Raw genomic sequence first — 24,186 nt, forward strand, 5'->3', positions numbered from 1 at the left:
CGCCGAAACGGATGGAAACATTGAAACCCGCAGGCAAAAACGTGTTAGATACACGCCACTTCGATGAAATTCATTTTTGGTGCTGCATGACACCCTTGTCCTATCTGAAAGCCCCGTTCTGGGTTCTGGGTCTCGCCGGAACCGACAAGTCTCCGCGCAAGAATCCGCTTCTGGGAAGCGAGAGGCTGAATACCTGGGGCCTGCACAAGAAAAGAGTGCAGCTTGCGGCCGATCTTGCAGCACACAGACGCGCGAAGCTGGCCCATCTGGTTGATCGGGACCAGCAGGCTTTCTTCGATGAGAACGGCTATTTCCTGGTCAAGAACTTCCTGCCGGAAGAAACTTTCCGCCAGCTCAAGGAAGAAGTGTTCAACCAGCCGTTCGAATCGCGGGAGATGCGTCAGGGCCAGGCGGTGACGCGGATGACCTTGCTGCCGCCGGAGGTGTTGCGCAAAAACGCTGCGTTGGCTCAGGCGGTGCGTGATCCGCGCGCGATCAACATGATCCGATATGCCGCCTCGCAGGGCGGACAGCCACTCAACTTCATTCAGACGGTCCTGGTAGAACCGTTGAAGGTGAAGAAAAAAGATCCGCAGTCCGATGCCCATGCAGATACGTTCCACGCAACGTCCAAGGCCTGGCTGTTCCTGCAGGACGTCGGCGAGGACGACGGGCCCTTCTTCTTCGTGCCGGGCTCACACAAGCTCACGAAGGAGCGGCTGGAATGGGAGTATGAATGCTCCCTGAGCGCAGCCAAGGATCTGAGGTCCCACCATGCCAGCGGGTCTTTCCGGATCAAGGCGGATGAGCTTGCCTCCCTTGGCCTGCCGCAGCCCAAGAAGATGGCGGTGCCGGAAAACACGTTGATCGTGGCCGATACCTTTGCCTTTCACGGCCGCACGCCGTCCGACAAACCGACAGTCCGTTCGGAAATCCACTGGCACATGCGCCGCAATCCGTTCCTGCCGTGGACCGGCGGCGACCTGAAATCCATGCCGGGTTTGAAGGATCGCGGCATGCCGGTTCTGATGGATCTTGCGGATGTGGCTGAAAAGACGCTGAAGCAGCGCAACGTGTGGCGCAAGGTGGGCGAAGTCATGGTGCGCTCGCAGCCGCACGTGTGAGGGCTGAGGTGTCTTCTGATTTCTTCGTTTCAAAGATCCGATAGTCAATTGTTCCCATCCAACCTCATCCTGAGGAGGACCATCAGGTCCGTCTCGAAGGATGGGACACTTGCTCAAGTGTGTGCCGCCCATCCTTCGAGACAGCGCTTTCGCGCTTCCTCAGGATGAGGGGAAATTGGGGGTGATCTGTCGGAATGAACCTGGCCGGCCGTGTAACCGTCAGCTCTTCGGTGTCCAGAGGATCCGCTGGAGCTGTGCATCGAACAGGTCGTTTTCAGCCGGAAGGCGGTCGAACGGGCCGTCGTAGCCCGGGATTGCGTAGACCAGTTCCACGTTCGGATGGCCATCGGAATGGCAGATCGCCATGCCTCGCCACAGGTTCTGGCCGACGCGGCAGTCGGCACGCGAGGAGCCGATTTCGGAAAAGGTCATGCCGATCCGTTCGCCGTTCGGGCCCTGCAGGTGGTGTGTCACACCGTGAACAGTGCGGACCTTGCCGTTCTGACCCTTGAACACCTGCAACACCTGAAAGCCGTCACTGTTGAAAGCTGCTAGTGCCCACTCGGTGGAGTTTTCGTTGGCGGTTTGAATGCCTTCGGTGGTGAAGCCGGGCAGGGCTGCCTCAATGGCTTTCTGGCCGTATTGGGTTTCACCGGTAATGCCGCCGACATGATCTTCAGCGATTTGCACCAGCGTGATGTTGGATGTCCGCACCAGGCGCCCGGATGTGCCGTCCAGATCCGCCGTCGGTGCGCAGGCCGCTCCCGTAAGTGCGAAAAGGCAGGCAAAACCGATAGCAGTTAGACGCATGATGATACTCGGGCTGATTGGGCTGCGCCGAAGTGCGCAGAAGCGATACGGGATTTACCAAGTAACGTCTTGTTTGCAAAGAGAGCGATGCCCCCTGTGGACAGTTCCCGAAGCTTGCAGGCAACTGCCGCAGGGGCATCAAGGCTTGCGTTTCAGCGTGCCTGTCAGGTCTCGTCCCGGTTGATCCATTTGGGTGCGGAAGGGGGCGTATAGTTTTCGAACTGGCGGATCATATCCAGCGGCGAACTGGCGATCTGCGCCATGTCGCGCATCACCTGTTTGGTGAAACCCTGCTCTGTCTGGTGATCGAGGAAGGCGATCAGGTGATCGTAGTAGCCTTCGGCATTGAGGAAACCGCAGGGCTTCTTGTGATAACCGAGCTGGCCCCAGGTCCAGACTTCGAAAATCTCTTCCAGCGTGCCAACGCCGCCCGGAAGGGCTATGAAGGCGTCGGACAAGTCTGCCATCATCGCCTTGCGCTCATGCATCGAATCCACGAGATGCAGTTCGCTCAATCCTTCGTGGCCGATTTCCTTGTCCTGAAGAGATCGCGGCAGCACACCGATCACCTTGCCGCCGGCTTCAAGTGCCGCGTCGGCAACGGTGCCCATCAGGCCGACCTTGGCACCGCCATAGACAAGCGTGTAGCCCTGTTCGGCGATGACGCGTCCCGTTTCGCGCGCAATATCCGCATATGCCTCGAGAGCGCCGTAGCTGGAGCCACAAAAGACGCAAATGGATTTCATGTCTGTTCTCCGGTCGCTGAGGTAGCAGGCTCTGCCCTCAGGCATGTTGATCGTGTTCGATCCATGACACGCGGACCCGTGGGCCCGCGTGTCATCTTCAAGGTCAGTCTTTGGCCAACTCGTCCAGAACCCGGGCCCAGGAACGGATGCCCTTGTGGAAGCTGGTCAGGTTGTATTTTTCGTTCGGCGAATGGATCTGGTCATCTTCCAGACCAAAGCCGATCATCAGGGAATCCATACCCAGCATGCGCTTGAAATCACCCACGATCGGGATCGAACCGCCCATGCCGGTCAGCGCAGCATCCTTGCCCCATTCCGCCTTGAGGGCTGTCTTGCCCTTTTCCAGCGCAGGCATCGCAAAGTCGAGCCTGAGGGCAGGGCTGCCTTCCTTGGCAATGAAATCCACCGTGCAGTCTGCCGGGATCTTCGAGCGCACGTAGGCGCGGAAAGCTTCCTGGACCTTGTCCGGGTCCTGATCGCCGACAAGGCGGAAGGTAAACTTGGCATGTGCTTCGGCGGGGATCACTGTCTTGGAACCGGCACCCTGGTAACCGCCCCACATTCCGTTCACTTCAACGGTCGGGCGGGTCCAGAGGTGTTCAAGCGGCATGCGGTCCTTTTCACCGCGCGGATATTTCAGGCCGACATCTCCGAGGAATTCCTCGACCGAGAAACCGAGCTCGTCCCACATCTTGGTGACTTCTTCCGGCATGTCGATGACGCCGTCGTAGAAACCGGGCAGGGTCACCTTGCCGTTTTCATCGTGCAGGCCGGCAATGATCGAGGCGACGATGTGGTTCGGGTTTTGAGCCGAGCCACCATAGGAGCCGGAATGCAGGTCGCGGCTGGCCGCCTTGACGATGATCTCGTCGCCGACCATGCCGCGCAGCATGATGGAAATAGCCGGTGTTTCAGCGTCCCACATGCCGGTGTCGCACACGAGCGCAAGATCGCAGGACAGTTCGTCCTTGTTGGCTTCCAGGAACGGATGAAGCGACGGAGAGCCAGACTCTTCCTCACCTTCGAACAGGATCGTCACGTCGATCGGCAGGTCGCCGGTTTCTTCGAGATAGGCGCGGGCCGCTTCGACGAAGGTCATCAGCTGGCCCTTGTCGTCGGCGGAACCGCGGGCAACGATGATCTTGCTGCCGTCCGGCTTTGTCTCGATGGCCGGGTCGAACGGATCGCGCTTCCACAGGTTCAGCGGATCGACCGGCTGAACGTCGTAGTGGCCGTAGAACAGGACATGCGGTCCCGGCTTGCCGGACTTGCGGTGACCGACAACCATCGGATGGCCGGTCGTGTTGCGTACCGATGCCTCAATGCCGATGTCGTTCAGTTCTTTTGCCAGCCATTCAGCAGCCTCACGGCACGGAGCCTTGAACGCAGGGTCGGTGGAAATGCTCTTGATCTTGAGGAGGTCGAACAGTCGGTCGAGGCTGTTGTCGAGATTGGCATCGATGCGCGCCAAGACCTTGTCGATGGAACTCATGACGGATCCTTGAATTTTTGAACAGATAGGAGCAGGCCCGATGGACTCGGGCAATGTGAGAAGGCCCTAACAGGCCATATCGGCGCGCGTTGCGCAATTGCTTATTCAGGAAGCAGAAGACGGCCCGCAAAGCGCCGGCCGCCGATCCATCAGGCGGCCTGGATCTCTTTCTCGCCGGTGGCAGGTGCTGTGTCACCGGCCGTCTGTTCGTCCTGCAGACCCTTGTCTTGCGCCAGATAGACAGTCGAGGAGGGATAGGCGATTTCAGATCCGTTGGCCTCGACGATCTCCCGTATGCCGAAGAGCAGCTCTTCCTGGATTTCCTGAAACGCTGCGACGGTGGCTGCCTGCACATAGGCATAGACGTCGACCGTGACAGCGTAATCGTCAAAGCCGATCAGTCGCACGCGAAGGGGATCTTCGATTACCTTTTCGTGGGCGAGGAGATAGTCGTGGATCGCTGCCAGAACGCACTTCAGTGATGCCTGGCTCGTCTCATACCGCAGTTTGAGCTTGTGTCGGAAGTGAAACTGGTCGCGGTAGCTGTAGTTGATGATCTTTCGTTTAGCGAGATCGGCATTGGCAACGGTAATGAGTGTTCGGTCGAGCGCCCTGATACGGGTTGAACGGATGCCGATGGATTCCACGGTGCCCGCCAGATCGTCGAACTGGCAGAATTCGCCGACACGCACCATCCGGTCAGCATAGAGAATGATACCACCGATCAGGTTTTCGATTGTTGGCTGGGCAGCAAGGGCAATTGCAAGACCGCCCACGCCGAGACCGGCGATGACACCGTAGATCGGAATGCCGATCTGAGTTGCGCCATACCCGAGCACGATCAGCGCGATGGCAAGGGAGAAGACCCGGAAGCCGGTGCGCAGAAGGCTGACGTCAAGTCCATCTCTTGCAGCCCCGGCACTGCTGGAAAACCAGACGTAGAACAGCTGCAGAAGCTGATAGACCATCCAGGCGGTCGCCGACCAGATGATGGCTGTCGTCGACGTTCCGACTGCCACCAAAGGCATGCCTGTGATGTTGATCTGATCTTCGCAAACATAGCGGAAGAGACTTGCGGCAAGGATGACGACAACCGGATTGAGGATCGCGTGGACGATGCGGGTACCTTCGTTCACGGAGACCGCACGCCACCTGCGCCAGCGGACGTAGTATCCGAACACGACCGCGTAGAGGACGAGAAGTCCTCCAAGTGCCAGCCACTGCCAATACGCCTGGTCGGCAAAATGGTACTGAAGCAGGTCTGGCCCTGCTTCAATGACGTCATACCAGAGCGGTGCAATCAGGTTGCCGGGGGTGTAGGTGTAGTATTCAAAGAGGTCTTCCCCGCGATCCGCGGTGATTGGCAGAACCCGTACAACTGCATAGTCTTCGGGAATGCGCTCAACGGAGGACCTGGAAAACAGGTACTGCCCGCGCAGTTCCCCTTCATCCTGGCGCAGCAGGTTGATGCTGGTGCCGGGAATGGTCCAATGGTCAGGCAAATCCGCCGCGTTGCCGGCCTTTCGCGAGCTGCCTGCAGGCGAGCCGGGAATGTCTTCGAAAAGCGGCGCCGGGATCCTGTCCAGGATCTCCTGAAGCTGCAGTGCAATCTCGACGCTGGCATTTTCCCGGGAAGTCACGGGAATGCCGCTGAGGTCGAAAGTCTGCGCGGCTTTTGAAAGAAGCGCACGTACCAGAACCAGTTTTTCCTCTTCGCTGTCCGACAGGAACAACCGGTTGCTGTCATCATAACTGTCCCGAACCGACATCCAGAGCGTGTTCACTTCGTTCATGATGTAGACGAAGCTTTCCAGTGTCGCACGCGGACTGGACGTGTCGGGTGGAGAAATCGGGTTGTCGCGCAGGTACTCCCGGGCGCGGGCCACCCGATTTTGATCCAGTGATCCTGCCCGCTCTTCCGTACTGGTGGGGGCTGCGCCGGGCTCCTGTGCACCGGCCATCGGCGCGCCGGTCAGGAGAACAGCAACCAGGGACAGCAGGAAAAGCAATTGCAGGGCCGAACCGAAGAGGCGCTGTTGCAAGCACTCAGCTTTGTATTGCGGTTGTGGCTGGTTTTCTCGGTAACGCATGTTGCCCCGTCTGCCGTTGTTTCAATTGCAGCCTTAACGGGAAGGGGTAACTATCCTGTTACTCAGGGGATAATGGGGGGGCTCATCACTCCTGAACCGGATTGGTGTAATCGCTTGCGGTGAGGACAATTTCCACCCTTGCAGGCCCGATGACATCTTCCAGCCGGGCGGAGAGAATGTCGCGGAACGTGTCTATGTCTTCGGCACGAACGGGTTTTTCGGGGTCGAGATAGACGGCCACCCAGTGCATGCGCCCTGCCTGAAGGACAGCTGCCCGATGCAGGCGATAGCCTGTTTCGCGGGCAAGGTCCCGGGCAGCCCGGGCGACCTTGGCATAGGTGCTGCTGGGGGCGCTGACGCCGGCAAGATCTGCCAGCGTCGTGCGGAAGGTCGAAAGCGGCTGCCAGATGATCGCCAGGATCAACACCAGAACGATGACGGCATCACCGATCGGGACAAATGGTCCGAGAACCGTATCTTCCAGATAGGGCAGTGACAGAAGGGCTGCTCCCGAGCCGACGCTGAGCGCGCCGTCGATGAGAGCGGCGCGGGCTTCGGTCTTCAGGATGGCGCTGCGCTTGCCGGTTTTCCGGTAGGCACGGTGAAAGTTGAATGCAAGGCCAAGGCAGATGCTGACGATGACGACTGCGTAGACCGCGATCGGACCAAACACCAGTTCCGGGACAATGCCTCCGGAAAAGAAGGTCCAGATTTTCGAGATGGAGACAAAGGCTGCGAAGACCAGCACGCCAATGAGGATGAGGCTCCGGAAGGTGACATAGAGCACCTCGTCGAAATCGTGTCCCCAGGGTCTGGAGCGAGTTGGTGGCAGGCCGACCCTTGCCCCGATACGAGCGGCCGCAATGGCGGAGATGAAGTTGACCGCCGAATACAGCCCATCCACCAGCATGGCGTCGGACCGGGATACCCATGCCGTCAGAAGGCCGGCAACGGCCATGAACAGGTTGGCCCATTTGCCGATGACAAGCGCCTTGCGCTCGGTCTCCAGATTTTGGGTCGCGGTTGCCGGCATCGCTTCGTCTAGTTGCCTCTTTTCAGCGAACCGAGCAGGCCCCGAACCAGCGCACGGCCGAGCGAGGAGCCGAGACTTCTGGCTGCGGACTTGAGCCCGGCTTCCAGGGCCGTGTCGCGCTGGCCACGGCGGTTGCTGCGCCGTTCCCGGCTTTCCTGACGCGGCCTGTCATCGCGTCCGAAGTCGGGCAGCTGAAAACCGGACCGCGAGCGCCGTGGCTCGCCATGTTTCCTGGCGTAGCTGTCTTCCTTTTCCTGGCGCCGCTGTTCCTGTCTCTGTGCTTCCTGCGCGCGCCCCATCAAGACTTCGTAAGCCGACGTCCGGTCGCGGGTGCGCTCATAAGTGCCAAAGACGGGGCTGGACTGGATCAAGGCCCGTCGTTCGGCCTGAGTGACGGGACCCAGCCGCGAACAGGGCGGACGGATCAGCGTGCGCTGAACAACGGACGGAATGCCTTTGCCTTCCAGGGTCGAGACCAGTGCTTCGCCGACACCGAGTTCCGTGATGACCCGTTCGGTGTTGAGATCCGGGTTGGGACGGAAAGTTTCCGCAGCTGCTCTGACAGCCTTCTGGTCACGCGGCGTGAACGCGCGCAGGGCGTGTTGAATGCGGTTGCCAAGCTGGGAAAGAACGGTCTCCGGTACGTCCAGCGGGTTCTGTGTAACAAAATAGACGCCGACACCCTTGGAACGTATCAGCCGGACTACCTGTTCCACCTTCTCGATAAGTGCCTTGGGAGCATCGGAAAACAGAAGGTGGGCTTCGTCGAAGAAGAACACCAGCTTCGGCTTTTCCGGATCACCGACTTCGGGCAGTTCCTCAAAGAGTTCAGACAGCATCCAGAGCAGGAAGACGCCATAGAGCCGGGGAGCGGACATGAGCTTGTCGGCAGCGAGGATGTTGACGACGCCCCGGCCGTCCGGCGCTGTGCGAATGAAGTCACGGATGTCGAGGGCCGGTTCTCCGAAGAAGTGTTCTCCGCCCTGACGCTCCAGCACCAGAAGCCTGCGCTGAATGGCCCCGACGGACGCCTTGGAAACGTTGCCGTAGATCGTGGAAAGCTCGGAGGCACGTTCTGCCACGTGGGCAAGCATTGCCCTAAGGTCTTTCAGATCCAGCAGCAGCAGGCCTTCATCGTCGGCCAGCTCGAACAGGACGTTCAGTACACCTTCCTGCGTATCGTTGAGTTCCAGCAGTCGGGCGAGGAGCAGGGGCCCGATCTCGGAAACGGTGGTGCGGATCGGATGGCCTTGCTCGCCGAGCAGGTCCCAGAACACCGCGGGGAACGCTTCGTAGGTGTATTCGTCGGCGATCCCGACATCGCTGGCGCGTTTTTCAAGAAAGTCCTTGGAAACACCCGCGGTTGCAAGTCCGGACAGGTCGCCCTTGATATCGGCGCAGAACACGGGAACACCGGCCTTGGAAAAGCCTTCGGCAAGGATCTGCAGCGAAACGGTCTTGCCGGTGCCTGTTGCTCCGGCAATCAAGCCATGGCGGTTTGCGAGCTTGAGCGTGAGGGTTTCTTCCCTGGTGCTGGCACCGATGAAAATACTGTCTTTTACCGTCACGATTACCCCCGAATCCCTGCATCTTGCCGCAGCCTAGAGCCTTTCGCTGCCAGATTGAAACATTCTGTTGCCGGGCGGCATTGGACGAGCGTGCGGCCTGCATGCGGCATAGTCGAGCAGAAAAGACATTGCCCATCGACGTGGGCACCTCGAGACTTGTATAGAGAAGCCAAACGGGCGCCGGATGACAGGGCGTCAGTCATTTGATCAGGAGATTTTCATGGACGAGCTCATCCAGCGGATCATGGCGGCAGCAGGCATCGAGGAAGATGTCGCCAAGAACGCCATCGGCATCATTCTGGGCTTCTTGAACAAGGAAGGTCCGGAAGACAAGATGCAGCTCATCTTCGACGCTTTGCCCGGAGCGAAGGATCTTGTCGATGCGCGTGCGGAAGCCGGTTCCGGCGGCGGGTTCTTGAGCGGTCTCGGAAGCATGATGGGCGGTGGCATGGGCGCCATGGCGGCACTCAATGAATTGACAAATGCGGGCCTCGACATGGATGGCGTGCAAAGTGTTGTCAAAGAACTCGTGTCCTATGCTAAGGAAAAAGCAGGGGACGATGTTGTGAATGAAGTGGTTTCACAAATTCCGGGACTGAGCCAGATCGTCTGACTGTCCCAGGTTCGGTTGCCGGTTGATTAGGGAGTTCTGAGCGCATGTCTTATTCCATCGATGAAATCGAAGGTATCGGCCCAACCTATGCTGCAAAGCTGGGTGAAGTCGGCATCAAGACAACGGAAGCTTATCTGGAGCGTGCGAAGGACCCGAAAGGTCGCAAGGCGCTGGAAGAAGAAACCGGCATCGACGGCAAGCGGATCTTGAAATGGGCCAACATGGCGGATCTGATGCGCATCAGCGGCGTTGGTGAGGAATATTCCGAACTCCTGGAAGCTGCCGGCGTCGACACGGTGAAGGAACTGAAGCATCGCAATGCCGCCAACCTGGCGGAGAAGATGCAGGAAGTGAACGAAGCCAAGAAGCTTGTTCGCCAGTTGCCGAGTGAAAGCCAGGTCACCAAATGGGTCGATCAGGCCAAGGAATTGCCGCCGATGATGACCTACTGAGGTCGGCAAGCTGAAAGATGAAATGACAAAAAAGGCGTGCGGAAAGCGCGCCTTTTCCTTTTGGTGATTGGCATTTTGACGTTGTTGCCCGGCGTGCGTGCCTGGCGTTGTCCCATCTGACCCATGTTGTTTTGCATCCGCGCCAGAACAAAAAAGGCGCACCGAAGTGCGCCTGTTGTTAGCCTCTGGAAGCTGTTGGCTGGAGAAGCAGCGTTACACGCTGATCTGGCCGTAACGAAGCGCTTCGACCACGGTGTGGGTCTTGTTGGAAGCGTTCAGCTTGACACTGGCATTCTGCAGGTGAGCGTGGACAGTTCGCTGGGAAATGTCGAGCACGTCTGCAATTTCGCCGGCTGTCTTGCCATAGGCCGTCAGTTCCAGAACCTTGCGCTCACGGGTCGACAATGCGCCCGGTCGCTGTCCGGAAATCACGCCAAGTTCGCGCAGGCGCGAGAATGCGGCAGCTGCAAGTGCTTCCAGATTGGAAAGATCGTATTTGTTGACCTGAAGAGCAGGGCCGCTTGCAAACACGAATGCCTGGAAAGGATAGAGTTCCGTCACTGGTATCACGAGAACCTGACTTCCTTCCCCGGCTGACGCCAGAAGGTCGGAATGTTCCATGTCACCGGCGGAGATTGTCCAGACGCGAGCCCGGTTGGAGCCGAGGCCAAGCATCAAGGCGCTGTCATTTGCAGAAAGCGAAGTGCTTTCAATTCCGTCATTGCGTTGATCGGGCCACCGGAACCGTTGTACGAGGTTGTCGATCGGGCGGTTCGGCATCGGCAGGCCGGTAATGAGGATATGCGTCGCCCCCATGCGGCGAAGGTTCGATTCCAAAATATCGAGAACATGATGGGCGGCATTTGCTTCCGAGATTGCTCTCAGCTTGCTCTTCAATTCCGTTTGATCAAGCATTGTGCACATCCTTTGCGGCTTGGGTGGCCGCGTCTTTGCGGGTGTCCGTACGCGAGCCGGAACATCCGCTGATGGGTGAAACCCGTTCCCGCCAAACCTATTCAGGTAAGTGTCGGATCCGGACGCCGCGCATTTCTTATGAGGGTAGAATTTCCCATGCGTCAGCACCTATACGCTACAATACAATTGATGATCGTACCAATAGGGAAAACTGGCAAATTTAGCTTATTCCGCCAAAAAATTGACAAGTTGGCGCCTAGAAGAGGCCAAATTGTCTTTCTGAGAAGTGTTTAACGTCTTCGTAAGTGTAAGTCGAAAAACGCAATTTGTAGATAAATTTTTATTTTGCGCGTCTAATTAATTCTACGAGCGAATCGCAAGTCGGAACTGGCTCCCGGTTTCACCTGATTCAACTGTCCGAGACCTTGTGAACTTCAAATCCTTACCCATTCTGCTGAGTTGCCAAGCTTCGGGCCCAGGGACTAAAACGGGGCCAGGGAGTACGTGCGATGCCGAACAGCTTTACTGGACCTGAAAGTTTTTATTCTGCCGACGCGGAGGCCTGGTGGGCTGCCGTCGACAAGGCCCTGAAGGGGAGTGCCCGGCAGAAGCTTTACGGGAAAACCGAAGATGGACTGGATATCGCGCCGCTTTATGAGCGCAGGACAGATAGTCCGGCGCGCGCCCTTCGGGCTGCCGCAGGCGACTGGTCCGTGGTCCAGCGGATCGACATTCCCGATCCTGCTGCCGCAAACGCACAAATTCTTGAAGATCTGCAGGGTGGCGCGAGCGGCCTTGACCTGGTTTTCCGCGGTGCTGCCGCATCATACGGCAATGGCATCCGGGTAGACGATCTATCCGGTGTCGACCGCCTCCTGAAAGACGTCGAACTGGATCTGATTGACCTGCGCTTTGAGGCGGGGCGGGAAAATGTCGAGATTTTCGCCTCCATTCTGGCATTGCTCGAAAAACGCAAGATCGATCCGGCAAGCGTTCGCCTGACGGCCGGGATCGATCCCTATGGCTGGGTGGCAGTCAATGGTGTTGCACTTGCCGACATGGAAAACGCCTACAGGCATTTCCGCGATCTTGTGGTCGCAGCGCATGATTTTGGCAGCCCGGCACGGGTAATGAAGGCCGATGGCCGCATATGGCACGAAGCGGGGGCAACGCCTGCGCAGGAGCTTGCGCTTGTTCTGGCTTCCGCCACAGCTCACATGCGCTTGCTGGAAGGCACGAGACTGGCGCCCGAACAATGGGCTGACAGAATTTCCTTCAGCCTGATCGCGGAAGCCGACCAGATCGGAACCATTGCCAAGGCCCGCGCGATCCGCTCGCTCTGGGCGTCGGTACTGGACGGTGCAGGACTGCCGCAAGCAGGTCTGCCGTTGCATATGTCGACTTCCTACAGAATGCTGACCCGTCGGGATCCCTGGGTCAATCTGCTGCGCAACACCGTGGCAACCTTTGCAGCCGGTGTCGGTGGTGCAGACAGTGTCTGTGTTCTGCCACATACGCTGGCTGTCGGTTTGCCCGACGGCTTTGCCCGCAGGCTGGCGCGCAATACGCAGTCTATCCTTCTGGAAGAAAGCAACCTTGCGAAGGTGACCGATCCGGCCGCCGGCTCTGGCGCCATTGAAGACCGGACGGATGCAGTTTGCGAGGCCGCCTGGAGCCTCTTCCAGGATATCGAGGCGGCCGGTGGCCTGTTCGAGGCGGTGCGCACGGGCCTCGTGCATGATCGTATCGGAGCTGCCAGGGCCGGTCTTGCCAAGAACATCGCCACGAGAAGGCGTCCGATCACCGGCGTAAGCGAGTTCCCGGACCTTGCTGAAAAGCCAGTCGCGGTGCTGAAATCGAGCAAGGAAGATCTCGCAGGCGTGAGCGCACCGCGTGAGGACCTGCCGGAACCGGGAGACGGCGAGCGCTTTGCGACCCTGCGCAAGCTTGCCCTTCAGGGAGTGCCCCTGAGCGAGCTGGGCATGCGGCTTGACCTTCTGCCGCGCGACTATTCCCTTCCGAAGCTGGAAACGGCCCGGATAGCGGAGCCCTTCGAGCAGCTTCGTATCAGGTCAGAAGCCTTCGAGCAGGCCGCGTCGACAACACCAGCGGTATTCCTGGCGTCTCTCGGCAGTCTGGCCCAGTTCTCGGCGAGAGCCACCTGGACGGCAAACGCCTTTGCGGCGGGCGGGTTGAAACCCGTCGGGCCGGCTGTCTATGGTTCGCTTGAAGATCTCGTTGAGGCCTTCCGGCAAAGCGGGGCGATGCTAGCCTGTCTCGTCTCCACGGACGATGTTTACGAGGCGCAGGCGGAAGAGGCAGCTCAAGCCCTGAAAACGGCAGGGGTGAATTACCTCTACCTTGCAGGGCGCCCTGGAGACCGGGAAGATGCCTATCGCAAAGCCGGTGTGGACGCTTTTGTCTTTGCCGGATGCGATCTGCTTGCACTGTTGAAGGATGCATTTGACCGGCTGGAGACCCAACAAGGGGTCCAGCCGAAAGATCTGGAGGTCCAATCATGAGCAGGATCCCGAATTTCGCTGACAAGCCGTTCCGGAAAATCGTGAAGGCTGCGGACGCCGGCTCGCAGGAGAGCTGGCAAACGCCGGAAGACATCGTTGTGCCGCCTGTTTGTGGGGCGCAGGATCTTGAGGGACTGAAACATCTGGATACCTGGCCGGGCCTGCCGCCGTTTCTGCGCGGTCCTTACCCGACGATGTATGTCCAGCAGCCCTGGACAGTGCGCCAGTATGCCGGGTTCTCAACGGCCGAAGATTCAAACGCCTTTTACCGGCGTAACCTTGCCGCCGGTCAGAAGGGCCTTTCGGTGGCCTTCGACCTTGCCACGCACCGCGGCTACGACAGCGACCATCCGCGTGTTTCGGGTGATGTCGGCATGGCAGGGGTGGCGATCGATTCCATCTATGACATGCGTACGCTCTTTTCCGGCATTCCGCTGGACAAGATGAGCGTCTCCATGACCATGAACGGCGCGGTGTTGCCGGTGCTGGCGCTTTACATCGTGGCGGCGGAAGAGCAGGGCGTTGCCCAGAAGGACCTTTCAGGCACCATTCAGAACGATATTCTGAAGGAGTTCATGGTCCGCAACACCTATATCTATCCGCCCAAGCACTCCATGCGGATCATCTCGGACATCTTCAAATACACGTCCCAGAACATGCCGCGCTTCAATTCGATCTCCATTTCCGGCTACCACATGCAGGAAGCGGGGGCGACGGCGGATCTGGAGCTGGCCTATACGATTGCCGACGGCATCGAATATGCCCGCGCCGGTGTCGCCGCCGGCATGGACATCGACCAGTTCGCACCGCGGCTGTCCTTCTTCTGGGCGATCGGCATGAACTTCTTCATGGAAGTTGCCAAGCTGCGTGCCGCGCGCCTGATCTGGGCGACCCTGATGGAAGAAAACTTCCAGCCGAAGAACCCGAAATCCCTGTCGCTGCGCACCCATTCGCAGACCTCCGGCTGGTCACTGACGGCACAGGACGTCTTCAACAACGTCATTAGAACCTGTGTGGAAGCCATGGCGGCAACGCAGGGGCATACGCAGTCGCTGCACACGAATGCGCTGGACGAGGCGCTGGCTCTGCCGACCGATTTCTCCGCACGTATCGCCCGCAACACGCAGTTGTTTCTGCAGCAGGAAAGCGGCACGACGCAGGTGATCGATCCCTGGGGCGGTTCCTATTACGTCGAGAAGCTGACGGCAGACCTTGCCGAGAAGGCCATGGCGCACATCCGCGAAGTGGAAGAGCTTGGCGGCATGGCGAAGGCCATCGAGAAGGGCATTCCGAAGCTGCGGATCGAGGAAGCAGCCGCCAAGACACAGGCGCGCATCGACAGCGGTGCGCAAACCGTAGTCGGCGTCAACAAGTTCAAGCCGGAAAGCGAACAGGCGATCGACGTCCTGAAGGTCGACAACGCCCAGGTGCGCGCCGCCCAGATCGACAAGCTCAAGCGCCTGCGTGAAGAGCGCAACGAGGCCGAGACCCAGGCCGCCCTGGAAGCGTTGACCGAATGTGCCGCATCCGGTGACGGCAATCTGCTGGATCTTTCGGTCAAGGCCGCACGGGCCAAGGCAACCGTGGGTGAAATCTCCCTGGCAATGGAGAAAGTGTTTGACCGGCACAAGGCCGAGATCAAGTCGATTGCCGGTGTCTACAAACGGGAGGCCGGAGCCATGTCCGGAACCATCGAGAAAGTCCAGAAGCTGGTGGAAGCCTTTGAAGACAACGATGGCCGCCGACCGCGTATCCTGGTCGCCAAGATGGGGCAGGACGGACACGACCGCGGTCAGAAGGTGATTGCCTCGGCGTTTGCCGATCTCGGTTTCGACGTTGATATCGGACCCTTGTTCCAGACCCCGGAAGAAGCTGCCCGCCAGGCGGTCGAAAACGATGTTCACGTGGTCGGCGTGTCATCGCTGGCTGCGGGCCATCTGACACTGGTGCCGGCTCTGAGGCGGGCGCTGGCGGAAGAAGGCCGGGAAGACATCATGATCGTCGTTGGCGGTGTCGTGCCTCCGCAGGATTATGACGAACTCTACAAGTCCGGGGCAGCGGCGATCTTCCCACCGGGAACCGTGATTGCGGAAGCGGCCATCGGTTTGATCGGCAAACTCAACGAGCAATTGGGATATGGCTCCGCTGAAGCAGCTGAATAAGGCCCATGTCGGCAGTCGTCAGGTATCCTGGAACTTGCTCACCGGGACCGGTGGCTCCAGGTACATGCCGAAGAGGTAAGGACCCATGCGCCAACGGATTTCCGTAAAGACCCGGGTCAGTTCCTTGTCGTCATCGATCAGCACCCGGTCCGGCACCGGCAGGTCCGGGTCCTGAACGACGATACCGATGTCGCCGTTCTCAAGGTCGTAAAGCGTGCATTCGCTCAGGTGCGTGCTGTCCAGATTGAGCAGCTTGCCTGATCGCAGCCGCGCTCTTGTTGCAGGCACCGGCCTGCCTTCAAGGGGGGAATTTGATCGCGTCATGGCTAAAGACCGCTCGCTCCGTCGGACCTGTTGAAATTACGGAGGATGTTCTAGGCGGCGTAGCTTGCGCAGGACTGGAAGGTGTTCTGGGCCCGATGACCTTCCGGCCGACACTGCCCAGGGGCTGCCGTGTCGCAGGGACTGTCTCCAATTCACGCAGGCTGACATGCTGAAGGACACCATCAAGACCTGGGCAAAGCGCATCAAGCGAGATCTCCACGCCCTTTATCTGGCTGGAAGGGATCCGAGGGTTCCCTGGTATGTGAAGGCCCTGGCCATCGCAACCGCAGCCTATGCTCTGTCACCTATTGACCTGATTCCGGATTTCATTCCGGTGATCGGATATCTCGATGATCTGCTTCTCGTGCCGCTCGGCATCTACCTGGTGGTGAAGCTCATTCCACCGCAGGTGATGGAGGACTGCCGGGTGGAAGCTGACAGGAGATCGGAAAAGCTGCCTGCCAGCAAAATGGCGGCGGTCCTGGTTCTACTGATCTGGATCGGTGCGGCGTTGGCTGCACTTTTGTGGTTCTGGCGGCGTGTTTCTGTCTAATCTTCCGGAGTTTTTTCGGGCTCGTAAATCAGAATGTCGCCGGGTTGGCAGTCGAGCACGTCGCAGATCTTTTCCAGGGTCTCGAAACGGACACCCTTCACTTTTCCGGACTTGAGCAGCGAAACATTCTGCTCGGTGATGCCAATGCGTTCGGCAAGCTCCTTGGACCGCATCTTCCTGCGGGCGAGCATTACGTCCAGTTCAATGATGATGGGCATGAAGGGACCCCCGGCGCTGTCGCTTGCTTATTTTTCGATTTTCTTCTGCGAGCTGGACGGCCTTACGCAAGAGAGAGATGAGCAAGGCATGAGTGTCCCGAGAATCATGCCTGATATTTCACTGCCATCAGCCACGGCGTCAACAATCCTTTGTTCTTGTGAAAGCTTCCGGCGCGCAAACGCGACTGGCCGTGGATGACCGGGAGCCTTGTTGCTTGCAAAGGCTGAGAGAAGGTGCGGAGGCTGAAGACATCCGCCCACCTCGGTGCCACCGTGCATGAGGCCGAGTTGCCGGAGACAGGCAACGCCATTGATGTTCAGCATTCGCAACGCTCCATGGTCCACCTCAAATGAACTGCTGGTTCTCGTCTGCAATAAGCGCAGCCTCGCGAAGGATCCAGCCGAACAGCAGCATCAAGGCACCAAGGACGAGAAAGAAGATCTCGCCACCATCCAGACTGATGTCGACGGTGCGCTGGCCCGGGGGAAAGTCATAGGTCAGGAGGACCGAGCCGATCGGATCGCTGATCAGGTCGAAGACCGCGAACACGATAAGCCAGATGCCGAAGGAAAACACGTTTGCAAGCGTCTTCGGCGAGAAGAACTCCATCTTCTGAAACCGCTTGAAGACCTGGCGGATGTTCCAGCCCACCGCCAGCAGCAGACTGAAGGCAATGGCTGCCAGTATGGATATTCCGATGCGCTGAACCTGCGGAATGTCACCCAGCATGCGTTCGGTATCGGCGACATCAAATGTTTCTTGCGCACCGATCATCAACTCGTTCGGCAGGGCGATACCGATCGTGACGACCGCGCCCAGACCCAGCAGGATCAACAGGATGATGGTGACGGCCCATTTCATGAACGCGGATACACGCCGGATCCGCGTCAGCCGCTTCTCCCGTTCCGCCCATTCAAGTTCGCTCATCGGTTACTCCGCATCGTGTCATTGCGGCATCGTATCTAGTTCATCTGTCGGGAAAACACAAATTCAAAAACATTGCTATTGACAAAAAAATTATTGCAATCAATTTTCAAATTATCGTTTTACATTAATTTTTTTAAATTTGTGAGGCGATGAGATTGTCATACATGAAGTGAGATCACTGATGGTAAGTTCCTTTGCCAATTATGTTTTTCGTGCGCCGCCGGCCATCGGGCGCGGTCGCTCCAGGCAACGCCCCGGTGTGATCAGGCGTATTCTGCGGAGCCACTGGCTGTTGGAGCCGCTGGTTCTGTGTGCCGTTCTTGGTGTGCTTGTCGTTGGGGCGAGTGCTGCCGATCTGGAGACTTTTGACGCTCCTGTCTATTCGCAAGCGCCACAGTCGCTCTGGGCAGGGCCTTATCTCGGCTTTGAAGCAGGTGTTTCGCAGACCGTGACAGACGTCAAATCAGGGGGGCGATCGAAGGAATTTTCACGGGTCGACGCAGCGTTCGGTCTTTTCGGCGGTTACAACTGGGAAGTTTCCCGCTTCGTCCTGGGTGTCGAAGGCGGTGCGGCCTATCTCGGCGGCCGTGAAAAAGGCAACCATCCGACGCTGGGCACCATCGAGACAGGATCCAAGTGGACGATCAATGCCAAGGCCCGGGTCGGCGTGCCGATCAATAACGTGATGCCTTATCTCAGCCTCGGTATTGCTGCGACAGAACACAGCCTAAAGGCGAACGGGACGGAGAGAAACTCCGTTTCGATTGGTCCGGTGATCGGCGGGGGTGTCGAGGTTGCGGTAACGGATGCGTGGCATCTCAGGGCCGACTACTCGATGACCGGGATCCTGGACGAGAAGGCCGGATATGGCGGTGCGAAGGTAGATCGGACGGCCGGTAACCATCGGCTCATGATCGGGCTCTCCCGTTCGTTCTGATCTGTCTCCTGGCAAGCCAACCCTTTCGGGCCATTTGTCCGGCAGCATGGAACGGCTGCGCTTTTCCCACTGAGCGCAGCCGTTTCCCTTTGTCTTTGTGGGCTCTGTTATCCGTAGACCAGGTCCGGCAACCAGGTGATCAGTCCGGGGAACAGCATGCACAATGCCAGTCCAAGCACCTGGAGCGCCAGGAAAGGCAGGGCAGACTTGAAGATGTCTGTCATCGGAATGTCCGCCGGAGCGACGCCTCGCAGGTAAAAGAGTGCGTAGCCGAACGGTGGTGACAGGAAGCTCATCTGCATGTTCACCAGATAGAGAACACCGAACCACAGCACCAGATCGTCCGGGCTGTCGAGCCCGAAGGACGCCGCTCCGAGCGCCTTGATGATCGGCACGAAGATCGGCACGCACAGGAGCAGGATGCCGACCCAGTCCAGGAACATGCCCAGGACGACAAGCACGATCTGCATGATGATCAGAATGCCCCATGGGCCGAGGCCGGTGGCTTCCAGCGCGCCTTGCACGAACTGCTGACCGCCTTCCAGTACATAGAGACCAACGAAGATGGTCGCGCCGAACATGATCCAGATCACCATGGCCGAAGCCTTCAAGGTGGTCAGCGAGGCTTCGCGCAGTGTCTGCCAGTCGAGATTGCGGTGGATGGCGGCCACGACGATGGCGCCGAAGGTGCCGATGCCGGCTGCTTCCACCGGAGTTGCGACGCCGGTGAAGATCACGCCCAGCACGATCACGATCAGCGCGATCGGAGCGGACATGTTCGACAGCAGCCGGACCTTTTCCTTGAACGGAATACGTTCTTCCTCCGGGATCGGCGGGCCTTTACTGGGGTCGATCATGCAGCTGACGATCACATAAAGGATGTAGAGCCCGGACAGCAGCAGGCCGGGAATGACCGCGCCGATGAAGAGCTCACCAACGGACTGTTCGGCCACGACGGCGTAGATGATTGCCAGGATCGACGGCGGGATCAGGATGCCGAGCGTTCCGCCGGCCATGATCGAGCCCATGGCGATCTTCGGATCGTAGTTTCGCTTCAGCATGGCGGGAAGGGCGATGATGCCCATCGTGACAACGGCCGCCCCGATGACACCCACCATGGCCGCCAGTACGGTGGAGGCGATGATGGTGGCAGCCGCCAGGCCACCCTTCACGCCGCCAAGCACCTTGTAGATGACATCGAACATGTCGTTGATGATGCCGGCCCGTTCCAGCATCGATGCCATGAATATGAACAGCGGGATTGCCGATAGCTGGTAGTTGGTCATCAGCGGAAAGATGCGCGACGGCACGATGTTGAGCGCCCGCTCGTCACCCAGGACGAACAGGAACACACAGGCGAGCCCTCCCGTAACGAAGGCCAGCGGCAGCCCTGCCATCAAGAGGACCAGCAGCGAGCCGAACATGATGAGTGTCAGCCACTCGATTCCGATTTCAAGTCCCATCGATCAAGCCCTGCCCATCACTGCGCGGATGTCCTGCGCGAATTTGGAAATTCCCTGGAGCACCAGCAGCAACCCGCCGAGCACCATGACCCACTTCATTGGCCAGAGCGGCACTTCCCATTCGTTGAAGCTGATTTCGCCCCAGCGGATGTTCGGATCGGTCCATTGGGCCAGGTTCCAGCTTGCAACGACATCGCTGAAGCCGATTTCACCGCGCGCCCAGTCAGAAACCAGCGAGTTGCCGGAAGGAACCGCGATGGCATCGAACGCGAAGATCCACGAAGTCACCAGCAGGGTGCCGGCGAAGATGAAGAAGAAGACGGATGTCAATAGATCGACAATTGCCTTGCGGCGCGGCGACAGCGGCGCATAGAAGACATCGACCCGTACGTGGGATTCCGTCAGCATGGCGTAGGAACCGGCGACCAGGTACTGCATGCCGAACATGAGATACATCGCCTCGTGAGCCCAGTTGGTCGGGCTGCCGAAGACGTAGCGGCTCATGACCTCGAAGTAGTAGACAAGAACGGCGATCACCGCCCAGTAGCTGACAAACTCGCCACAGTAGAGCGAGAGCCGGTCAATCCAGCCGGTCCAGCCGGAAGAGACGTGATCCGCATCGTCCTTGCGCTCGGCTTCTTCCAGCTCCTTGAGCTTCTTTTCCGCCTCGCTGAGTTCCGGGTCCGGTGGCAGGTTCTCGTTTGCTTTGGAAACCAGCCGGGGCAGGAGGAGTGCGTCGACCGCCACACCTGCAAGCAGTAGCCAGAAGGCGTATTTGGCAACATTGCCCCAGAAATCGAGGGTTTCGCGAGCTGTTACGGCAGCCGGGCGGGCGGTCTCCAGAGTTGCCTCGGCCTCGGCAACCCGGGTCTTGCCCTGTTCGACACGTTGTTCGGCGCGCTGGACATCCCGTTCCGCGCGGCGCTTGGCAAAGCTGCCTTCTTCGGCCTGCGCTTCCGCCTCGGCGAGCTTTTGGCGCAAGGCAGGCAGATCGGCCTCTGCGGTCTTCACCCTTTCGCCTTCGCGCTCGAGCGTGCGCTCCGCCTGTCGCACTGCGTTGGCCATGTCCGAGACAACCGCGCGCGCATCCTGGCTTTGCGCGTTGGCGTAGAGGATCAGCACGAACACCGGGATATAGACCAGCCCGATCAGGCTTTTCAGGTAAAGCCGATGCAGACCCAGGATGCCGCCGGTGACAAGAATGAAATAGCCGAGCACCAGCGAGTAGCGCCGTTCAGTCGGCTTCGGCCGCTTGGCAAGGGCAGCGGCGATCAGCGGAAAGATGATCAGCCCCAGCCAATAGGCCCAATGCGGCAGGGTAAAGTCCAGATGAGGCATGCCTCTCCCTTCCCCAGGGGAAACAAGCCCCTGTTGAGTTGAACAGGACCCGCGCGGCTGGCCGCGCGGGTCCGTTTCCCGAGACGTCGTCTGGGATCAGAGGTCGAGTTCGAGGCCTTCGACCTGCTCCGGCGTGACGTAGCCGAGTGAACCGGACATCATGTAGTCGAGCTGAATCTTGAAGAGGCGCGCGCTGTCCTTGTCCCGGTTCGCATAGTTGAACCAGATCGGAACGGCGACTTCGGTCATCAGTTCGACATCGTCCTGGCTGAGCCGGGTGATTTCGGTGCCGTCGGCCTCGAACTTCGCCCAGGCTTCCTGGTCTGCCTTCTGGATGGCTGCATGGTGCATGTCGGAATAGACGTGTGTTTCCATCTCGACGAACTGCTGCATCTGCGGGCTGAGCGCATTCCAGGCATCCATGCCGACGGTGATGTCCATCAGGTCGACCGGCTGATACAGCGACATGAAGCCCGGAGGGCCCATGGAAATGTATTTGGTGACCTGGCTGAAGCCGAGGGCATAGTTGACCGCCGGACCGACATAATCGGCGACGTCGATGGTGCCTTTTTCAAGTGCCGGGAAAATCTCCGATCCCGGAAGCACCGTCGTTTCCGCGCCGATCTCTGTGAAGACTTCGGCGACCATGCCGCCCGGCAGGCGCATCTTGCGGCCGCGGAAGTCATCGATGGAGCGGATCGGCACCTTGGAGTGGATGATGTTGGGGCCGTGATGCACCGGTCCGACAAACATCATGTTCTGTGCGGCGTAGAGTTCACGGGCGATCTCAAGACCGCCAAGGGAATAGTAGAACACGTCCCATTCGTGCGGGTTGCGCATACCGAGCGGATAACTCGTCAGGAAGGTGGCCGCGGGGATGATGCCCTGCGCATAGATCGTGAACGGGTTGACCGCGTCCAGAACGCCATTCTTGACGGCGTCGAACAGCTGGAAATCGCCCACGACGTCGTTGGCGCCGAATGGCTGGAAGGCGAGCTCCCCGCCTGTCTTTTCGGCAATGGTTGCGCACCAGTCCTTGAAGATCTGCAAACCGGCACCGCCTGGCCAGGACGTCTGGATTTTCCAGGTCGTCGTCTGGCCTTGTGCCGAAGCGATATGCGGCGCAGCGAGTGTCGCTGCTCCGACCGTGCCGGCACCTGCGAGCGTCCGCAGGGCCTGCCTGCGAGTCGTAAGTTGTTTCATGGTATCCTCCCAAATAGGTCTGGGAGCAAATGAGCGCTCGCGCGGGGAGTGTTTCAACGCCCCTTCTTCTTCGCGGAGACAAACCAGCTGTTTGTGTTCTTAAGCAGTTGTTTTGTAACTGGTTCGGGATGACCTCGAGGAAGTCTGTCGCTCTTCTTTTCCTCCCAACCAAGGGAAGGATATTACACTTACAGAATCCTGCAACCTTGCCGGACGCTCAAAACATCTTTTCCTTTTTGGAAAAAATGGCCGGAACTGTTTTGAAAATAGAGAAACACAAAGCTGACGCTGTCTCCTCTTCCTGAAGGGAAGTGGTGTCAGGTCAGCCGAGTGTGGCGAGCCCTGTCAGATCCGCCAGAACCGCCTTGGGAGAAAGGTCCGGATATTCGTCAGGCATGCCCATCCGGTTCATCCACACGGTACGGAACCCGAATGCGGTAGCACCGGCAATATCCCAACGGTTTGAAGACTGGAAGGAAACCTCTTCCGGATAGATCCGGAAATGGGTCGTGACCATTTCATAGACCTGCGGATCGGTCTTGAAGGTTCGAAGGGCGTCGACGGAAAAGATTTCGTCGAAAAGTTCCGTCAATCCGGCGGCCTTGGCGGCAGCTTCGAGCATGGCCGGAGATCCGTTGGACAGGATCGCGATTTTAGCGCCGGTTGCCTTGAGGTTGGTCAGCACCTGCGGCACTTCCGGGTAACAATCAAGTTCCCAATAGGCGCTGAGAAGATCTTCGCGCAACGACTTGTCAGCGGAAGGCACCAGGGCGAATGCGGTGTCCAGGCCTTGCTGGGTCAGTTCCCAGAAGTCCAGATACTTGCCCATGAGGGCACGCACCCAGGAATATTCAAGCTGCTTTTCCCGCCAGAGAGACGACAGCCTCTGGGCATCCGGTCCGAGCTTCTCCGCATGTTTGCGGACGGCGGCATGCACATCGAACAAGGTTCCATACGCATCGAACACGTAAGCTGCATGCGCCATCTTCAAGACCTCCAAGCCCTTTCACGAAACCGCGGAAGAGAACAGCCTGCGGCCTCCTGCGTCAAGCGCAGCTATCTGCGACAAAGGTCGCAGGCAGGACTTATACAACAATTGTGCCCTGCTATTGGACTGGAGGCAGGGTGATTGCGCCATCCTCTTCCACCGGCCAGAACGGGTTATAGGCAATCTCGAGCAGGTGACCGCCGGGGACTTCCACGTAAGAGGAATACCCGCCCCAGAAGGCTTTCTGGGGTTCCTTGACCGATCGGGCACCCGCGGCGAGCGCTTTCAGGAAGCTTGTGTCCACCTCGGCTTCCGACCTGCCGTTCCAGGCGAGCGTCACCGCACCGGTGGGGCTGTCGGTGACAGAGCGTCCGATTTCCTCTTCCAGGGAGGCGCGGCCATAGAGGGCAAATACACTGCCGGGAACCTGGAAAAAGACCACTTCGGGGCCTGGGGAGGAATGAACCTGCCATCCCAGGCCGTCTTCGAAGAAGCGGCGTGCCTCGGCAACGTCTTCGACCACGAGCGTCGTCACGGAAATGCGCTGTTCCATCCTGAACTCCCAAAATTGTAGCAGGAACATATAGTGAACTTTGTGTGACGAGAGTCAATGGTCCGCGGGCGGGGGCATTGTTTCCAAGCCAGGGGTCGGTGAGGGGATCCACATCTTGTCATTGCAGAACTCGACTTGAAAAAATGATGTCGCT

The 24,186-nt window shown here is 58.8% G+C and carries 22 protein-coding genes; 7 read left to right on the top strand and 15 right to left on the bottom strand.

The window, feature by feature from the left end; genetic code table 11:
• Positions 1 to 86 precede the first annotated feature (86 nt).
• On the top strand, positions 87 to 1,124 hold the full coding sequence (locus ACP90_RS11590; protein WP_055654961.1) for a phytanoyl-CoA dioxygenase family protein: 1,038 nt from the start codon (positions 87 to 89) through the stop codon (positions 1,122 to 1,124).
• 219 nt (positions 1,125 to 1,343) lie between these two features.
• On the opposite strand, the gene ACP90_RS11595 is transcribed toward ACP90_RS11590, so the two are convergent.
• The 6 genes from ACP90_RS11595 to ACP90_RS11620 form a co-directional block, all read right to left on the bottom strand.
• Positions 1,344 to 1,934, bottom strand: coding sequence for a DUF1131 family protein (locus tag ACP90_RS11595; RefSeq protein ID WP_023000961.1), 591 nt, complete (start codon positions 1,932 to 1,934; stop codon positions 1,344 to 1,346).
• 164 nt (positions 1,935 to 2,098) lie between these two features.
• A complete protein-coding gene (locus ACP90_RS11600; RefSeq protein WP_062488430.1) occupies positions 2,099 to 2,680 on the bottom strand; it encodes a TIGR00730 family Rossman fold protein in 582 nt (193 codons plus the stop codon).
• A 103-nt stretch (positions 2,681 to 2,783) separates the two neighbouring features.
• Complete coding sequence (locus ACP90_RS11605) at positions 2,784 to 4,172, bottom strand: dipeptidase (RefSeq protein WP_062488431.1); 1,389 nt, start codon at positions 4,170 to 4,172, stop codon at positions 2,784 to 2,786.
• Between the two features lie 149 nt (positions 4,173 to 4,321).
• Complete coding sequence (locus ACP90_RS11610; protein ID WP_062491546.1) at positions 4,322 to 6,214, bottom strand: mechanosensitive ion channel family protein; 1,893 nt, start codon at positions 6,212 to 6,214, stop codon at positions 4,322 to 4,324.
• A 133-nt stretch (positions 6,215 to 6,347) separates the two neighbouring features.
• On the bottom strand, positions 6,348 to 7,295 hold the full coding sequence (locus tag ACP90_RS11615) for a cation transporter (RefSeq protein WP_062488432.1): 948 nt from the start codon (positions 7,293 to 7,295) through the stop codon (positions 6,348 to 6,350).
• Between the two features lie 8 nt (positions 7,296 to 7,303).
• Positions 7,304 to 8,863: a helicase HerA-like domain-containing protein gene (locus ACP90_RS11620; RefSeq protein ID WP_023000966.1), complete on the bottom strand. Its 1,560-nt coding sequence runs from the start codon at positions 8,861 to 8,863 to the stop codon at positions 7,304 to 7,306.
• A 220-nt stretch (positions 8,864 to 9,083) separates the two neighbouring features.
• On the opposite strand from ACP90_RS11620, the gene ACP90_RS11625 reads away from it, so the two are divergent.
• Together ACP90_RS11625 and ACP90_RS11630 are read left to right on the top strand one after the other, a co-directional pair.
• Positions 9,084 to 9,476: a DUF2780 domain-containing protein gene (locus ACP90_RS11625; RefSeq protein ID WP_055656631.1), complete on the top strand. Its 393-nt coding sequence runs from the start codon at positions 9,084 to 9,086 to the stop codon at positions 9,474 to 9,476.
• A gap of 44 nt (positions 9,477 to 9,520) precedes the next feature.
• Positions 9,521 to 9,928 carry a DUF4332 domain-containing protein gene (locus tag ACP90_RS11630; protein ID WP_062488433.1) on the top strand — a complete coding sequence of 136 codons (408 nt, stop codon included), beginning with the start codon at positions 9,521 to 9,523 and terminating at the stop codon, positions 9,926 to 9,928.
• Positions 9,929 to 10,141: 213 nt separating this feature from the next.
• Here ACP90_RS11630 and ACP90_RS28750 read toward each other — a convergent pair whose 3' ends face one another.
• Positions 10,142 to 10,843 carry a helix-turn-helix domain-containing protein gene (locus tag ACP90_RS28750; RefSeq protein WP_006939443.1) on the bottom strand — a complete coding sequence of 234 codons (702 nt, stop codon included), beginning with the start codon at positions 10,841 to 10,843 and terminating at the stop codon, positions 10,142 to 10,144.
• Positions 10,844 to 11,352: 509 nt separating this feature from the next.
• Here ACP90_RS28750 and ACP90_RS11640 point away from each other — a divergent pair.
• Together ACP90_RS11640 and scpA are read left to right on the top strand one after the other, a co-directional pair.
• Positions 11,353 to 13,365 (top strand): methylmalonyl-CoA mutase subunit beta, encoded by a 2,013-nt coding sequence (locus ACP90_RS11640; protein WP_062488434.1) that lies wholly within the window; start codon positions 11,353 to 11,355, stop codon positions 13,363 to 13,365.
• Positions 13,362 to 15,527 carry a methylmalonyl-CoA mutase gene (gene scpA, locus ACP90_RS11645; protein WP_062488435.1) on the top strand — a complete coding sequence of 722 codons (2,166 nt, stop codon included), beginning with the start codon at positions 13,362 to 13,364 and terminating at the stop codon, positions 15,525 to 15,527. The genes ACP90_RS11640 and scpA overlap by 4 nt, the downstream gene beginning before the upstream one ends.
• 18 nt (positions 15,528 to 15,545) lie before the next feature.
• Here scpA and ACP90_RS11650 read toward each other — a convergent pair whose 3' ends face one another.
• Entirely contained in the window at positions 15,546 to 15,815 is a 270-nt protein-coding gene (locus ACP90_RS11650) for a hypothetical protein (protein WP_077292599.1), read from the bottom strand.
• A 202-nt stretch (positions 15,816 to 16,017) separates the two neighbouring features.
• Between ACP90_RS11650 and ACP90_RS11655 the strand changes: the two genes are divergently transcribed.
• Positions 16,018 to 16,404 (top strand): YkvA family protein, encoded by a 387-nt coding sequence (locus ACP90_RS11655; protein ID WP_062488436.1) that lies wholly within the window; start codon positions 16,018 to 16,020, stop codon positions 16,402 to 16,404.
• Here ACP90_RS11655 and ACP90_RS11660 read toward each other — a convergent pair.
• Both ACP90_RS11660 and ACP90_RS11665 read right to left on the bottom strand, forming a co-directional pair.
• Positions 16,401 to 16,622, bottom strand: a complete 222-nt coding sequence (locus ACP90_RS11660; RefSeq protein ID WP_023000973.1) for a helix-turn-helix transcriptional regulator — start codon at positions 16,620 to 16,622, stop codon at positions 16,401 to 16,403. The two genes, ACP90_RS11655 and ACP90_RS11660, sit on opposite strands and share 4 nt — an antisense overlap.
• A 346-nt stretch (positions 16,623 to 16,968) precedes the next feature.
• Complete coding sequence (locus ACP90_RS11665; protein ID WP_062488437.1) at positions 16,969 to 17,550, bottom strand: hypothetical protein; 582 nt, start codon at positions 17,548 to 17,550, stop codon at positions 16,969 to 16,971.
• Positions 17,551 to 17,731: 181 nt separating this feature from the next.
• Here ACP90_RS11665 and ACP90_RS11670 point away from each other — a divergent pair, with 181 nt between their 5' ends.
• Positions 17,732 to 18,487, top strand: a complete 756-nt coding sequence (locus ACP90_RS11670) for an outer membrane beta-barrel protein (protein ID WP_062488438.1) — start codon at positions 17,732 to 17,734, stop codon at positions 18,485 to 18,487.
• Positions 18,488 to 18,594: 107 nt separating this feature from the next.
• Here the strand turns inward: ACP90_RS11670 and ACP90_RS11675 are convergent, their stop codons facing one another.
• The 5 genes from ACP90_RS11675 to ACP90_RS11695 form a co-directional block, all read right to left on the bottom strand.
• Complete coding sequence (locus tag ACP90_RS11675; RefSeq protein WP_062488439.1) at positions 18,595 to 19,950, bottom strand: TRAP transporter large permease subunit; 1,356 nt, start codon at positions 19,948 to 19,950, stop codon at positions 18,595 to 18,597.
• A 3-nt stretch (positions 19,951 to 19,953) separates the two neighbouring features.
• Positions 19,954 to 21,288, bottom strand: coding sequence for a TRAP transporter small permease subunit (locus ACP90_RS11680; RefSeq protein ID WP_062488440.1), 1,335 nt, complete (start codon positions 21,286 to 21,288; stop codon positions 19,954 to 19,956).
• A gap of 96 nt (positions 21,289 to 21,384) precedes the next feature.
• Positions 21,385 to 22,491, bottom strand: coding sequence for a TRAP transporter substrate-binding protein DctP (gene dctP, locus ACP90_RS11685; protein WP_023000978.1), 1,107 nt, complete (start codon positions 22,489 to 22,491; stop codon positions 21,385 to 21,387).
• Positions 22,492 to 22,813: 322 nt separating this feature from the next.
• Positions 22,814 to 23,476 carry a haloacid dehalogenase type II gene (locus tag ACP90_RS11690; protein ID WP_023000980.1) on the bottom strand — a complete coding sequence of 221 codons (663 nt, stop codon included), beginning with the start codon at positions 23,474 to 23,476 and terminating at the stop codon, positions 22,814 to 22,816.
• 121 nt (positions 23,477 to 23,597) lie between these two features.
• Positions 23,598 to 24,032, bottom strand: coding sequence for a VOC family protein (locus ACP90_RS11695; RefSeq protein ID WP_055654941.1), 435 nt, complete (start codon positions 24,030 to 24,032; stop codon positions 23,598 to 23,600).
• Positions 24,033 to 24,186 lie beyond the last annotated feature (154 nt).

It is taken from the genome of Labrenzia sp. CP4 (assembly GCF_001579905.1).
GTDB classification, from domain to species: Bacteria; Pseudomonadota; Alphaproteobacteria; order Rhizobiales; family Stappiaceae; genus Roseibium; species Roseibium algicola.